The organism is Erythrobacter sp. JB3-1 (assembly GCF_057364995.1).
In genome coordinates, this window is record NZ_CP200289.1 from 1867212 (window position 1) to 1882000 (window position 14789).

Annotated in this window: 12 protein-coding genes; 11 read left to right on the forward strand and 1 reads right to left on the reverse strand. The window is 57.2% G+C overall.

What is annotated here, in order from left to right; genetic code table 11:
* Positions 1-91: 91 nt before the first annotated feature.
* From AC0V6M_RS08890 to AC0V6M_RS08940, 11 genes are all read left to right on the forward strand, one after another.
* Complete coding sequence (locus AC0V6M_RS08890; RefSeq protein WP_486138462.1) at positions 92-1618, forward strand: tryptophan halogenase family protein; 1527 nt, start codon at positions 92-94, stop codon at positions 1616-1618.
* A complete protein-coding gene (locus tag AC0V6M_RS08895; RefSeq protein ID WP_486138463.1) occupies positions 1615-1974 on the forward strand; it encodes a hypothetical protein in 360 nt (119 codons plus the stop codon). Before AC0V6M_RS08890 ends, AC0V6M_RS08895 begins: the two co-directional genes overlap by 4 nt.
* Positions 1868-2662, forward strand: coding sequence for a tryptophan 7-halogenase (locus AC0V6M_RS08900; RefSeq protein WP_486138464.1), 795 nt, complete (start codon positions 1868-1870; stop codon positions 2660-2662). The genes AC0V6M_RS08895 and AC0V6M_RS08900 overlap by 107 nt, the downstream gene beginning before the upstream one ends.
* The gene (locus AC0V6M_RS08905) at positions 2659-2859 is read left to right on the forward strand and encodes a tryptophan 7-halogenase (protein ID WP_486138465.1); all 201 of its coding nucleotides are present in this window, start codon (positions 2659-2661) and stop codon (positions 2857-2859) included. Before AC0V6M_RS08900 ends, AC0V6M_RS08905 begins: the two co-directional genes overlap by 4 nt.
* Positions 2860-2872: 13 nt before the next feature.
* Positions 2873-4192 carry a tryptophan halogenase family protein gene (locus AC0V6M_RS08910; RefSeq protein ID WP_486138466.1) on the forward strand — a complete coding sequence of 440 codons (1320 nt, stop codon included), beginning with the start codon at positions 2873-2875 and terminating at the stop codon, positions 4190-4192.
* On the forward strand, positions 4189-5601 hold the full coding sequence (locus AC0V6M_RS08915; protein WP_486138467.1) for a tryptophan halogenase family protein: 1413 nt from the start codon (positions 4189-4191) through the stop codon (positions 5599-5601). Before AC0V6M_RS08910 ends, AC0V6M_RS08915 begins: the two co-directional genes overlap by 4 nt.
* A 279-nt stretch (positions 5602-5880) precedes the next feature.
* Positions 5881-9054, forward strand: a complete 3174-nt coding sequence (locus AC0V6M_RS08920; RefSeq protein WP_486139597.1) for a TonB-dependent receptor — start codon at positions 5881-5883, stop codon at positions 9052-9054.
* A 138-nt stretch (positions 9055-9192) separates the two neighbouring features.
* Positions 9193-10776, forward strand: coding sequence for a sodium:solute symporter family transporter (locus tag AC0V6M_RS08925; protein WP_486138468.1), 1584 nt, complete (start codon positions 9193-9195; stop codon positions 10774-10776).
* A 145-nt stretch (positions 10777-10921) separates the two neighbouring features.
* Positions 10922-12118, forward strand: coding sequence for an acyl-CoA dehydrogenase family protein (locus tag AC0V6M_RS08930; protein WP_486138469.1), 1197 nt, complete (start codon positions 10922-10924; stop codon positions 12116-12118).
* A gap of 27 nt (positions 12119-12145) precedes the next feature.
* Entirely contained in the window at positions 12146-12292 is a 147-nt protein-coding gene (locus AC0V6M_RS08935; protein WP_486138470.1) for a hypothetical protein, read from the forward strand.
* Between the two features lie 16 nt (positions 12293-12308).
* Positions 12309-13283: an acyl-CoA dehydrogenase family protein gene (locus tag AC0V6M_RS08940; protein WP_486138471.1), complete on the forward strand. Its 975-nt coding sequence runs from the start codon at positions 12309-12311 to the stop codon at positions 13281-13283.
* 81 nt (positions 13284-13364) lie between these two features.
* Here the strand turns inward: AC0V6M_RS08940 and AC0V6M_RS08945 are convergent, their stop codons facing one another.
* Complete coding sequence (locus AC0V6M_RS08945; protein WP_486138472.1) at positions 13365-14789, reverse strand: DUF1501 domain-containing protein; 1425 nt, start codon at positions 14787-14789, stop codon at positions 13365-13367.

Here is a 14789-nt window from a genome sequence, read left to right on the forward strand (position 1 = left end):
GTCCCCAGCTGAGCAGCGCGAATGTTGCAATGCTTGCGATTGACAGCGAGCGAGCAAATGCGATCTTGGCGGCGGGATGGAGGAGCGACCTGTGGGCGCGAATGAGGGCAAGCAAGCGATAAACCGCGTGGTTGTGGTCGGCGGGGGAACCGCAGGCTGGATGACTGCGGCTGGGCTTGCCAGCATGCTCGGCCCAACCGGACTGGAGATCACGCTGATCGAATCAGAGGCGATTGGTGTTGTCGGCGTGGGCGAGGCCACTCTGCCTCATATCAAGAATTTCAACCATACCATCGGTGTCAATGAAGCGGAGTTTATGGCCGCAACCTCAGCGACCTTTAAGCTCGGCATTGAGTTTGTGAACTGGGGCCGCAAGGGCGACAGTTACATCCACCCTTTCGGCGAGTTTGGCCTGCCCAATGCGGGCGTCGCCTTCCACCAATATTGGCGCAAGTTTGCGGGTCAGCCGGGCGTTGGCGCGCTCGATGAATATTCGCTGCCCGTCATCGCTTCGCGCATGGGCAAGTTTCAGCCGCCGAGCGAAGATCCGCGCTCGGTCATGTCGACCTATCGCTACGCCTATCAATTCGATGCGCTGCAATATGCGCCCTTCATGCGCGCCCATGCAGAAGCACGCGGGGTCGCGCGGATGGAGGGCAAGGTGGTCGACGTCGCACTGGAGCCTGAGAGCGGGCGAGTGAGTGCGCTGACCATGGATGATGGCCGGGTTGTCGAGGGCGATCTGTTCGTCGATTGCACCGGCTTTTTCGGCCTGCTGATCGAAAAGACGCTGAGCGCTGGCTATGACGATTGGAGCGAATGGCTGCCCGCGGACCGCGCGGTTGCCGTGCCGTGTGAAAGCGCCGGACCGCTGCTGCCTTACACGCGAGCGACGGCGCATGAAGCCGGGTGGAGCTGGCGTATTCCGCTGCAACATCGCACCGGTAATGGCCATGTCTATTCCAGCCAGTTCCTAAGCGATGATGCCGCATGCGACACCTTGCTTGGCGGGCTGGAGGGAGAGCGATTGGCCGACCCACGGTTCCTGCGCTTTGTCACCGGCAAACGGCGCCAATTGTGGAGCCGCAATGTCGTTGCGATTGGTCTGTCTGGCGGCTTCCTAGAGCCGCTGGAATCGACCAGCATCTATTTGATTCAGGAAGGCATCACCAAGCTGCTGGAGCTGTTTCCCGCCGATCAGGACTGCGATGTTGAAGTGGCGGAATACAATCGTTGGATGGACTTGCAATTTGAGCGGGTGCGCGATTTTCTGATCCTGCATTACCACGCGACCGAGCGTGACGATTCCGATTTCTGGAACCACATGCGCACGATGACAGTGCCTGATAGCCTCACCGAGCGGCTGGAGCTTTTCACCGCGCACGGCCATGTCAGCGCCTATGATCACGGCCTGTTTCTGGTGCCTAGCTGGGTCGCAGTGCTGATCGGCCAGCGTGTGCTGCCTAGCAGCGTCGATGCCCGCGTTTCTGCGCAGGCGGATGCGGAGGTTTTGCGTCATCTTGCGGGGCTTAAAGGTCATATGGAAAAGGCCGCCGGGTCAATGGAAAATCACGCGGCGTATCTTGCGCGCAACAATATGATGCGGGCGGCGGCATGAGCTCCGAGTGCATCCTTGTTCGCGGATCGCCGGTGCAGGCGGGGATTGTTGGTGCCTATCTCGCCAGCCGCTGGCTTGGGCCAGAACGTGCTTTGGAGCTAGCAATCACCGCTGAGGATAATGCTGCTGGTCCCTTTGTGACCCGTCCCAGCGTATACCGTTTCCATGGCGAGATCGGCCTGCCGATTGATCAGCTTTTCGCGGGATGCGGCGGCTCTCCCGTTTTGGCGGCTGAGGCTCTGGCCGCCGATGGCACATCAGTCCAGTCTGCCGTTTTCCGCCTTTGGCGTGCCGCGCGGCGGGGTGGAGTTTCACCAATATTGGCTGCGCGCCAGCCGTGTAACAAAGCAGGCTGATCTCACCGAATTTTCCCTGCCCCTGACGCTGCAAAACGCCCCGCACAAACCACCATTGGAGCAATTGGCGCAGCTGCCGGTGGAGTTTGGAATTGCCTTTGACCGCGACGCCTATGGCAATGCGCTATTGTCTTTTGCGAAGGCGGGCGGGGCGAGCGTGATCGAGAGCATTAATGAGCAAGAGCAGGATGCAGATTTGGTGATCCAGTGCTCGCCCGATGTAGGTGCTCCCAAGTGGCAGGGGCAAGAGTTAACCATTGCTCCCGAAAGCGACATTCCTGGTTTGGAATGGCACCATTTGAGTAGCGCGGTGCGGCGCTTTGCAAATCTAGCAGCACCCCTGTCCGATTGCGCGCCGGAGCAGGCTGAATGGACCCGGCTTGCGGTGGCAGAGAATGAGCGTGTGGCGGATATGCGCGAGCTGCTGAGCCTTGATGATCCGCTCAAGAGTTCGCGGCCTGCTTTGCAGCGCAAGGTAGAGGTGTTTGCCGCTTGCGGGCGGATCCCAACCGAGGATTATGAAGTGTTCACTCCGCCAGAATGGCTTGCGGCACTTTGGGCGCGCGGTGTTCGTCCGCGCCGGTCTGACCGCATGGCAGAGCGCCTGCCCGATGAGCAGCTGCTCGACTGGCTAGATCAATTGCGCGGGCAAATCGACAGCCTAACGCGGCAGGTGCAAGCGGCATGACAGAGCAGCAAATCAAACGCGTCGTCATCGCGGGCGGCGGCACCGCTGGCTGGATGACAGCGGCGGCGCTTGCAAAAATGGTCATGCCCGCTGGTGTCTCCGTAACTTTGGTCGAATCCGAGGCAATCGGGACGGTCGGTGTGGGCGAGGCGACTATCCCACCGATCACAAAGTTCAACACCCAGCTCGGGCATTGATGAGCACACCTTCGTGCGCGAGACGCGGGCGACCTTCAAACTAGGCATTGAATTTGCCGATTGGGGCGGTTTGGGCGAACGCTATTTCCACCCATTCGGCCGATACGGTTTTGATCTGGAGGGGGTCGAATTCCATCAATATTGGTCGCGGCTCAAAAGCCTTGGCGATGCGCATGGTCTGGCGGATTATTCGCTCAACACCTGCGCCGCCTATGCAGGCAAGTTCTTGCGGCCTGAGCCTGACCACGGGGCTGTCATCGGCCAGCTCGGCTATGCCTATCACTTTGACGCCGGGCTTTATGCAACCTTCCTGCGCCGGTTTGCCGAAAGGCTGGGGGTGACCCGGATCGAAGGACGCATTGAAGAGGTCGAGCAAGACAGCAGCAGCGGCCTGATCACGGCTCTGTCGCTTGACCATGATCGACGCATTGAGGGCGATTTGTTTGTGGATTGCACCGGCTTTCGTGGGCTGTTGATCGACGGAGCGATGGGCTCTGCGCATAAGGATTGGAGCCATTGGCTACCCTGCAACCGCGCCGTTGCCGTGGCCTGTGAGAAGCAAGGCGATCCTTTGCCTTACACTCGCTCAACTGCGCATGAGGCGGGATGGCAATGGCGCATCCCGCTGCAGCATCGCACCGGCAATGGTTACGTCTATTGCGACCAGCATCTGAGTGCAGAGCAGGCCGAGGAGACTTTACTGGATAGCCTTGATGGCGCGCCCGTCTCTTTGCCCAATCATCTGCGGTTTCGCACCGGCCACCGCGAGGAGTTCTGGGCCGGAAATTGCGTGGCAATTGGTCTGTCTTCCGGTTTTCTGGAGCCGTTGGAATCGACCAGCATTCACCTTATCCATATGGGCATTGCGAAGCTCGTGTCGCTGTTCCCGAGCAGCACCGATGCACGAGTGGAGAGGGCGGAATACAACCGGCTGATGACCGATGATTTCACCCATGTGCGCGACTTTCTGATCCTGCATTATAAAGCGACCAAGCGCGATGACGCGCCGTTTTGGGATTATGTGCGGGAGATGGAAATTCCAGACAGCCTCGCGGGCAAGCTGGAACTGCTAAAATCGCAAGGGCGCTTCTTCAAATATGATGCCGAATTGTTCGATGTGACCAGCCGGCTTGCCGTGGCCGAGGGGCAGGGATGGGGGCCGCGAGGCTTTAACCCCATCGCCAGCGGATTGTCAGAGGCTAACCTCAAAGGGAGCCTCGCCAACATGCGCACCAGCTATGCCAAGGCGGCTCAGGCCATGCCCACTCACCAAGCCTATATCGACCGCTTTTGTAAGGCGGTGCCCATCTCATTTGCGACGGAACCTGCATGAACCCTCATTTGCTAGACCGTGTTGTTATTGTTGGCGGCGGGACCGCCGGCTGGATGACGGCTGCGGCGCTCGGCCATCTGCTCGAAGGTTCGCCGACCAAAGTAACGCTGATCGAATCGGAGGCCATTGGAACCGTCGGCGTGGGCGAGGCGACCATTCCGCCAATTATCGCCTTCAACACGATGCTGGGCATTGATGAGAACGAGTTCGTTCGGGAAACAAACGCGACGTTCAAGCTCGGCATTGAATTCGTCGATTGGTTCAAGAAGGGCGAGAGCTACATCCACCCGTTCGGGGATTTTGGCCGGGATTTTGATGCGATCCCGTTCTACCAATATTGGCTGCACCGCAACCTCGCCGGTTACAAAGACGATCTGTTTTCCTACTCGCTGATGGTCGAGGCGTGTCGGCGCGAGAAGTTCATGCGGGCAACGCCGGAGCGGCCGCAATCGGCCTTTGCCGGGATCAATTACGCATTTCAGTTCGATGCTTCGCTTTATGCCGCGTTCCTGCGGCGCTTTGCAGAGGGCAAAGGCGTTGAGCGGATCGAAGGTCGGATCAGCAATGTCGCGCAAGACAGCGAGAGCGGCCATGTCCGCTCGCTTGACTTGGAAGCCGGGCCATCCATTGATGGCGATTTCTTTGTCGATTGCTCCGGCTTTCGCGGCCTGTTGATCGAGCAGACACTGAGGACTGGCTATGAGGATTGGCGCAAGTGGCTGCCGTGTGACCGGGCAGTGGCGATCCCTTGCACTCGCGATGAATTCCCGATCCCCTACACTAGGGCTACGGCCCGTGAAGCCGGGTGGCAATGGCGGATCCCGCTGCAGCACCGCACGGGCAATGGCTATGTCTATTGCAGCGAGTATCTCGACGATGACGCAGCCGAGCAGGCGCTGCTGCGCAATCTCGATGGCGAACCTTTGGCGGAGCCCAACCGGCTGCGCTTTGTCACCGGGCACCGCAAGCAGTTTTGGAACGGCAATGTTCTCGCGCTCGGGCTGGCCGCTGGATTTATGGAGCCGCTGGAATCCACCAGCATCCACTTGGTCCAGACCAGCATTGCCCGGCTGCTTACGCATTTCCCGGACAAGCGCTTTAGCCAGCCCGATATTGATGCGTTTAACGCGCGCACTTTGAAGGAGTACATCCGAGTGCGCGATTTTCTGGTGCTGCATTACACTGCGACACAGCGCGATGACACGCCGTTCTGGCGGCATTGCCAGACGATCGAGCAGCCCGAAGAGTTGCGCGGCCGGATTGCGCAATTCGAACAAGGCGGGCGGATTTTTGAAGAGCCGAACGACATTTTTGGCACGGCCAGACTGGCTCGCTGTGATGTATGGCCAAGGGGTCGAGCCGCAGGCCAGCAACCCGTTAATTGCCAAGCTGCCGATGGAACGGATTGATTCGATCCTGAATAAGGTTCGAGCAACAATTGATAACGCGGCCAATGATATGCCGACACATCGTTCGTTTATCGAGGAAAATTGCGCATCAAATACAATGCTTTAAAATTCCAAGTGACGCGGAGGCCACGCCTTCCACAAGATTTGACAATCTCAGTTGACAAGGTTGTCAATTTGGGATTGAATTAGGGAATAAGTTAGGGTGACCTCCGTATAGTGGAGGCTCTTAGGGGAGGAAAATCAGTGAAACAGATTCGCGCTCGTGCCGCAGGTGGTGCCGTGTCCAAAACGCTCTTGGCGAGTGTTTCGTCTTTGGGATTGCTGGCGGCTGCGCCAGCACTGGCCCAAGACGAGGCCGCACAAGACGCGGCTCCGCAAGAAGGAGCTGAGGCTGCTGGCGAAGATGAGGGTAACGCTATCATCGTTACCGGTATCCGTGCCTCGCTCGAAAGCGCGCAAGGCATCAAGCGCAATGCAGACACTGTCGTCGACGTGATTACATCGTCTGATATTGGCGCGCTGCCCGACCGTTCTGTCTCCGAGGTTTTGCAGCGTGTACCAGGTGTTTCGATCATCCGTTTCGCCGGTCCAAATGATCCCGATCACTTTGCCATCGAGGGTGCTGGAGCAGTTATTCGTGGTTTGCCTTTGGTTCGCTCAGAGCTAAATGGCCGCGACGTATTTGGTGCCAGTTCAGGTGCTGTTCTCGGATTTGATGATGTCTCGCCAGAGCTGCTGAAGAGCGTTGCTGTCTTTAAGAACTCATCAGCTGATCTTGTCGAAGGTGGTGCAGCCGGAACGATTGATTTGCGCACTAGACTTCCGTTGGATTCTGCTGGTCAGACTTTCTCGGTTTCTGCGGAGCTAAACTACGGCGATATTCGCGAAGAGGTGTCACCGACGGTTTCTGCTCTCTATTCTAACAATTGGGATACGGGCGCTGGTACGTTCGGGTTCCTTGCCAACGTTGCATATTCAGAGCTTAAATCTCGTGCCGATGGTACAGGTTTTGGTGATCCGCTTGATCGGGATGCAGGCGCAGATGGCACACTGTTTACGGCGGATGATAATCTCATCACCGATGCGAATGGTAATGCACTGTTTATCCCATCAGGTGGCAGCATACGTCAGCAAGAATTTGACCGCGAACGCCTTACCATCGCGGCAGCAGCGCAGTTTGAAAGCAATGACGGCCGCTGGCTTGCGACCGCGCAGTTCTTCCGATCGGATTCCGATTTGGTCTGGGGTGAGAACGTCATTGAGACCGTTGCCGACAACGCAGGCCCGCGCACCGGTCTGGATCGAACTGATTTTGTGTTCGATGATGATGGCGTTTTTGAAAGCGGTACCATTACGGATAACTCGCAATGGCGCGGGCCAAATGGCACGGCGGCTTTGGTTGGCGGGGCCGGGCCGAATGGTGGTCAGCAGCTTAACACATTCCGGACCCGTCGTGAGCAAGACCGCACTGAAGACTACGGCTTCAACTTGAAATTTGCAGCAACTGATAACCTGCGCTTTAACTTTGATGCACAGTATATCGCGACGGAAGCTGAAATCGTTGATCTGTCATTGTTCGGCTCATTTTTCTCGCCCGTCACAATTGATCGTTCGGTTGGAACTGTTCCGGATATTGGCTTCACTACGGCTGACGGCTTTTTCCAAGATCCAAGCAACTTCTTCCTCCGGGCGTTCCTGGATCAGACAAGCCAGAACGAAGGCGACTCTCTAGCTTTCCGGGGTGATGTTGAATATGATTTTTCTGGCGATGGTTGGTTGAAATCAGTTCGTGGCGGGGTCCGGTATAATCAACAAGACCTTGAACTGCGTCAGTCGGATTTCAATTGGGGTAATATATCTGAAGTCTGGACTGGGCGCGATACTCAGGGTTTGTCAGGCGGAAATTTCGACGATTTCCAATCAGTTCTGCTGTTTGGTGGCAATCCGAACTCCGACTTGGATGCGCTGGTGGCTCCGCTTCTGGGGTCTTTCACATTTGATAATTATCAACGTGGGAATGTATCCGCTCCAACCGGAGCGATCCCAACACTGAACGGTATCAATGCCACCGATTTTGATGGTTTCCAGGCGGCCGTTTCGAACATTCTTTCGAGCCTGGGTGGCAGTCCGTCTGGTGCCAATGTATTGACTGAACGGGCTGGTGTGATCGCCGGGACCCCATTCTTGCCAAGCGAAATTGGCAGCATTACTCGCGACAACATCGCTGCTTATGTTCGTTTCGACTTTGAAGGGCCGGAGAGCGATTCAGGGATCAAGCTGAGTGGTAACGTTGGTCTGCGGTATGTTCGCACAGACCGAACGGTTGATACGTCGATCACGGTCGATCCATTTGACACATTCTTCTCGCCGGCGCTCCTTGCGTTGTGTGATCCAACGAACCCCGCAACTATGGTGGCAGGATTCCAAACTCCGGCTGCTTGTTCGCTTGATCTTGCCGCCTTCCAAACTGCGTTTGGCGATGGCCGCTTCATTGAGACCGCGGTGGATACCTCTTACGATGAGTGGCTGCCGAGTTTGAACCTCAAGCTTGACTTGCCTAACTCGCATCTACTCAGGATTGCGGTCTCGCGGACATTGTCCCGTCCAGGTGTCGATGAACTCAATGAACGGATTGATATTCAACAGTTACCAGGACCCGTTATTCCCGATGGTGCAGGAGGCACAATCAACACCTTTGGCGGCTTCCAAGGCAGCGCGACTGGCAATGCCGCGTTGTTACCGCAGCTTTCGTGGAACTTTGATGTCGCTTGGGAATGGTATTTCTCACGCGCCGGCTCGATCACAGTGACGGGTTTCCATAAGGAAATTGACAACTTCATTGCCACTCAGCCAGTGCCGGTGCCGATCACATTCGACGGACTGGATCTGCAAGTTCAGCGTAACACTGTCGTGAACACCCAAGAGAACGGGACCGTCAGTGGTTTTGAGGTTGCCTACCAGCAATTCTTCGACTTCTTGCCGGGCGCGTTCAGTGGTCTTGGTATGCAGTTCAACTACACTTACATTGATGCAAGAGGGGTCTCGAACGAAATCGATACCACGCTTGCGAGTGATGACCCGCCAACGGCGCGTTTCGATATCGACGATGGCATATTCCCTCGCATTTCGGAGCATACCATCAACCTTGTGGGCCTGTATGAGAAAGGGCCTGTCCAAGCACGCCTCGCCTATAACTGGCGGAGTGAATTCCAACTCACTGAGCGCGATGTGATCTTCCCATTTGCGTCGATCTATCAACCCGCTACGGGCCAGCTCGATGCATCGATCTTCTTTGATGTTACAGACAACATTAAGATCGGTGTCCAAGGGGTGAACTTGCTTGATGACATCACCGTCACAGAGCAATCGATCTCGGCTTCAGGTGACCTCGCATTGCGCAACGCGTTCCGTAACGATCGACGTTTCACCTTCATCGCCCGCGCGAACTTCTAGTAGGAGGCGCAAGCTTCTTAGTAGGATCTCCCGAGACCCCCGGATGGCGATGCTGTCCGGGGGTCTTTGGGTTTAGGTGATGGATATGGTCCCAAAAACACGGCATGGACGGCCGGGGATCGATGGGGAGAGATTTTCGTGACGCTTGAGACGATCGATATCGTGATCATTGTTGGGTATGCGGTGGCGTTGCTGGGGATAGCCTTGGCGGTGAGCCGCGAGCCTAAGGGGCGCGATAAGAACACTGAGGATTACTTTCTGGCTGGCCGCGCTTTGCCGTGGTGGGCGATTGGTGCCTCGCTGATTGCCTCGAACATTTCAGCGGAACAGATCATCGGTCAGTCGGGCCAGGGCTTTGCCGTGGGCATGGCGATCGCGGCCTATGAATGGCAGGCGGCGCTGGTTTTAATCATCGTTGCGAAATACTTCCTACCGATCTTTTTGAAGCGGCGCATTTATACGATGCCGCAGTTCCTCGAGCAGCGCTATGGCAGCGGCGTCAAGACGCTGATGAGCGTGTTCTGGGTCGCGTTGTACACTGCGGTCAACCTCACCACCGTGCTGTGGCTGGGCGGCCTTGCGGTGGAAAGCCTGACCGGTTGGGGCGTGCTCACATCGATGGCGGCGCTGGCGGCGTTTGCCGCGCTCTATTCGCTTTATGGCGGGCTGAAGGCGGTTGCGCTCACGGACATCATTCAGGTGGTGATCCTGATCCTGGGCGGCTTTGCTATCACCTGGTTTGCGCTTGATGCGCTACCAGCGGACGGCGCTTTGGGCGGGCTGAGCTATCTCGCAGGCGAGATGCCAGGGCACTTTGAGATGATCCTCGATAATGATCATCCGGCTTACAACGATCTTCCGGGCATCTGGACGCTGCTGGGCGGGCTGTGGGTGCTGCACTTCAGCTATTGGGGCTTTAACCAGTACATCATCCAGCGTGCGCTTGGCGCAGAGAGCCTGGGCGAGGCGCAAAAGGGCTTAGCCTTTGCTGCGTTCCTGAAGCTGGTTGTGCCGTTTATCGTTGTGATCCCGGGCATTGCGGCGGTCATTCTGGCTCAGCAAGGCGCGCTTGATGGCGCGGCTCTGGCTGAGCGTTCAGACCGCACTTACGGCGAGCTTATGGGCTTTGCGCCTGCTGGCCTGCGCGGTCTGGTGTTTGCAGCCCTAATCGCGGCGGTGGTTAGCTCGCTCGCCTCTATGATGAACTCGATCTCGACCATCTTTACCATGGATCTCTATCGCAGCGTGAAGCCCGATGAGACCGAGCGGCATTATGTGACCGTTGGCCGCGTGGCAGCCTTCACCGCCATGGCGCTGGCGCTGGTTCTGGCCCGGCCATTCCTCGGCGGCTTTGAAAGCGCGTTCCAGACGGTTCAGGAATACACCGGCTATATCGCGCCGGGCGTGGTGATCGTGTTCTTGCTCGGCTTCTTTGACAAACGGGCCAATGCGGCCGGCGCCTTTACCGCGCTGATCGGGTCGGTTGCGCTGAACATCATCGTCAACGCGGTTCTGCCTGACCTGCCGTTTGTAGTGCGGATCTGGATCGTGTTCTTGGTTGGCGTGGTGGCAGCAGCCATCGTCTCGCGGATGACGGCGGCGCCTGATGAAGAGCAGACTGTGAAGCTCGGCGATATCGCCTTTGCCACCAGCGCGCTGTTCAACACTCTAGCGACGATCACCATCGCGATCCTGGTCGGTCTCTACGCCTATCTTTGGTAACGGCCGGGCTCAGCCCAATCGGATTCGGATATGGCGGACGCTTGAGCGAAAAATAATTCGCCTGGTTGCCGCAACGTCACCCCTTTTCAGTCCCTCGCAGTGATGCCACTATCATTTGTGTGGGACCGATCAGGAGTGAGAGAGCATGAATCTGGAGTTTAGCCCCGAAGAGCTGGCATTTCGCGAAGAAGTGCGTGCCTTCATCGAAGAGAATTATCCCAAGCACGTCTCGCCCGATGGCCTGCGTGATGACCTTGATCCAGAGGACATGGTCGCTTGGCACAAAATCCTCGGTAAAAAGGGCTGGTCTGTTCCGGCTTGGCCAACCGAATATGGTGGCACCGGTTGGACCCCGACGCAGCGTTATATCTGGTCGGAAGAGAACGCGCGGGTGAATGCGGTCATGCCGCTGCCGTTTGGCGTTTCGATGGTTGGCCCCGTGATCTACTCCTTTGGCAATGACGAGCAAAAGGCTCAGCACCTGCCCGGCATTCGCAGCGGCGATGTGTGGTGGTGCCAAGGTTACTCAGAGCCGGGCGCGGGTTCGGACCTTGCCTCGCTTAAGACGACCGCTGTGCGCGATGGCGATCACTATGTGATCAATGGTCAGAAAACGTGGACGACATTGGCGCAGCACGCCGATTGGGGCTTCTTCTTGTGCCGCACCGATCCCGATGCCGCGAAACCGCAGCAAGGCATCAGCTTCATTCTGGTTGATATGAAATCGCCGGGTATTGAGGTGCGCCCGATCAAGCTGATCGACGGAGGGTACGAGGTCAATGAAACCTGGCTCACGGATGTCCGCGTGCCGGTAGAAAACCTTGTTGGGCAAGAGAACATGGGTTGGACTTACGCCAAATTCCTGCTTGCGCATGAGCGCAGCGGAATTGCCGGTGTTGCCCGCTCCAAACGCGGCGTTGAGCAATTGCGCGATATCGCCAAGTCAGAGCAGATGGACGGCGCGCCGCTGATGAGCGATTTCGATTTTGCGCGCAAAGTCAGCCAGCTGGAGATCGACCTTTCCGCGCTGGAAATCACCGAGCTGCGCACGCTGGCTGGTGAACAGGCGGGCAAGGGCCCTGGTCCAGAAAGTTCGATCCTCAAGATCAAGGGCACAGAGATTCAGCAGCGCCTGACCGAACTCACTCTGGAGGCGGTCGGCCATTATGGCATGCCGTTCTATCCAAGCGTGTCCGATGCCGGATCGAACGAATATCCTGTTGGCCCCGCCTATGCGGAACATTCCGCTGCGGGCTATTTCAATATGCGCAAAACCTCGATTTACGGGGGATCGAACGAGATCCAGCGCAACATTATCACCAAGATGATCCTAGGCCTTTAGGGCCTAAGGAGACGCGGGAGACATTACGTGGATTTCAACTTCACTGAAGAACAAGACATGGTGCGCGACAGCCTGACCCGGCTGGTGCGCGCGAATTATGCGTGGGAAGCGCGCATGGAGGCGATCAATAGCGAAAGCGGTTGGCAGCCAGCGATCTGGGCGCAGTCTGGCTGAGCTGGGCCTGCTGGGCATGCCATTTTCTGAGGCCGATGGAGGCTTTGGCGGCGGCGCGGTCGATGCGATGATCGTGATGGAGGAATTCGGCAAAGGCCTGGTTGTTGAGCCGTTTGTTCCAACTGTGGTGTGCGCGGGCGGGTTCCTCAAGCACGCTGGCACGGATGCACAAAAGGAAGAACATATTGGCGGGATCGTCGATGGTAGCCGGATCTTTGCCTTTGCCTATGCAGAGCCGCGCGGCCGCTATGATTATGCCAACCTTGAGACCACAGCGAAGAAGGATGGCTCTAGCTATGTCCTCAACGGCCACAAGGCGGTCGTGATCGGTGCTCCATGGGCAACGCATCTGATCGTTACAGCGCGCACTTCAGGCGAGCGGACAGATCGTGAGGGTGTGTCCGTCTTTGTGATCGACAAGAACGCCGCGGGCGTGGTCACGCGCGACTATGCCACGGTTGATGGCCGCCGCGCGTCTGAGGTGTTCTTTGAAAACGCCAGCATTCCAGCCGAGGCGTTGATTGGCGAAGAGGGCAATGGCCTGCCGCTAATCGAACTCGTTACGGACGAGGCGATCGCTGCGCAGTCCGCAGAAATCTGCGGCGCGATGAAAGTCGCGCATACCATGACGGTCGATTACTCGCGTGAGCGCAAGCAATTCGGTGTGCCAATTGGATCATTCCAAGTGCTGCAACACCGCATGGTCGACATGTATACGGAGTATGAGCAAGCCGTCTCGATGACGTACCTTGCAACACTTAATCTCGATGCCGATGAGCGGGAACGCAAGCTTGCTATCTCAGCGGCCAAGGTGCGGATTGGCCAAGCTGCCCATCACATCGGTCAGGAAGCGATCCAGATCCATGGCGGCAACGGCATGACCGATGAATATGCGATTGGACATTACTTCAAGCGCTTGACGACTTACGACAATGAGTTTGGCAATGTCGATCATCATATGAAGCGGCACATAGCGCTGGCGAACGCCTAAGAAGCGCTGTCTTAGCTGACACAGAAAAAGGGGCTCTACGCAGCAGCGCAGAGCCCCTTTTTCGTGTGAACTAAGTTTCGCTCAGGCCATAAAGCCAAGGTCCGGTTGAGCAAATCGGCCAATGTTCGGCGCGATCGACGGCAGCTCTGAATTGTCGACCCCAAACCAGCGCGCCAGGGTTGAGGAATATTCGTCAACCGAGACAGTCGGCAGCAGTCGGCCGCGACCAACCTGATCGTCACTCTCGACCGAGACCTGAGGCGCGGTGCCATAGAAGCGTCCGCCATTGACCCCGCCGCCAACGATAAAGTGGTGGCTGCCCCAGCCATGGTCTGAACCATCACCATTTGAGGCAAAGGTTCGGCCAAAGTCCGATGCGGTGAAGGTGGTCACTTGATCCTGGATGCCCAAATCGACTGTGGCCTGATAAAACGCATCAAGCGCGAAATCGACTTGGCCCAGTAGGGCTTCATGGCTGCCAATGAGGCCATCGTGGTGGTCGAACCCACCTATCCCAACCATGAAGACTTGGCGCGTCACAGCCAACCGATTGCGTGCAGCGATCAGCCGGGCGACAACTGACAATTGTGATGCAAGGTTATTGTTTTGGCCAAAATCCGTGGTGAGGTTGGTGTTGTCCAGCGCATCGGCGATGAAGCCGCCATATTCAATTGAGCGTGCGTTCACCATCGAATAGTCCGCCTCAAGGACGTTGCCATTGCTGCTTTTCAAGATGCTGTCCAAAGCTGCAGAGGCCGATTGCGAACGATAGACCCGGCCGCGCTCGAGCCCTTGGAACTGGGTCGCACCGTTGGATCCAATCTTGTACGGGACAGCCTCTTCGCCGGTCATAAATACGGCATTGCCGGTGGCATTAATCAGCGTGAACATCGAGTTGGTGTTGCTGGACTGGGCAAGGTCACCCATTTTCCCGCCCCAGCCAGAGGTTGACCCTTCCGGCTGTGAGCTTTGCCAGGTTGATTGCTGGTCATTGTGCGAAAACAGTTTTGCCGGGCGCGGGAATTGCGAGTTATTGTTGCTTTCATACTGTGCCTTGGTCAGCGGAACGACCAGCGGGCCGACGTTGAGCAATGGCGCCATCGCGCCTTGGTCAAAGCGAGCCTTGAGGCGCGGCATGGACGGCGCGAGCGCATATTGGATGTCATCGGTCAACGTTTGATTGCCGGTCGGGTTCAGCACGGTCGAGGCCAGGCTTCCGCGCGCCAGTGCGATACCGCCGCCCGCATCGCCTTGCCCGCCGCGAATGGCGGCATAGCGATTGTAGTTCGCCTGATCGTAGGGGATCAGCGTGTTGCCATGGTCGTTGCCGCCATAGAGGAACATGCACACGAGCGCTTTATAGCCGCCGGCAGATGAAAATGCGGCGGCTTCACCAATTCCTGCAAGTCCAAGCGCATAAGACGATGCCACACCTGCGCCTGCAAGCTGGCCAGAGCGGCGCATGAAGGCGCGGCGTGAAAGTTCATTTCCTTTGCCAATATACAT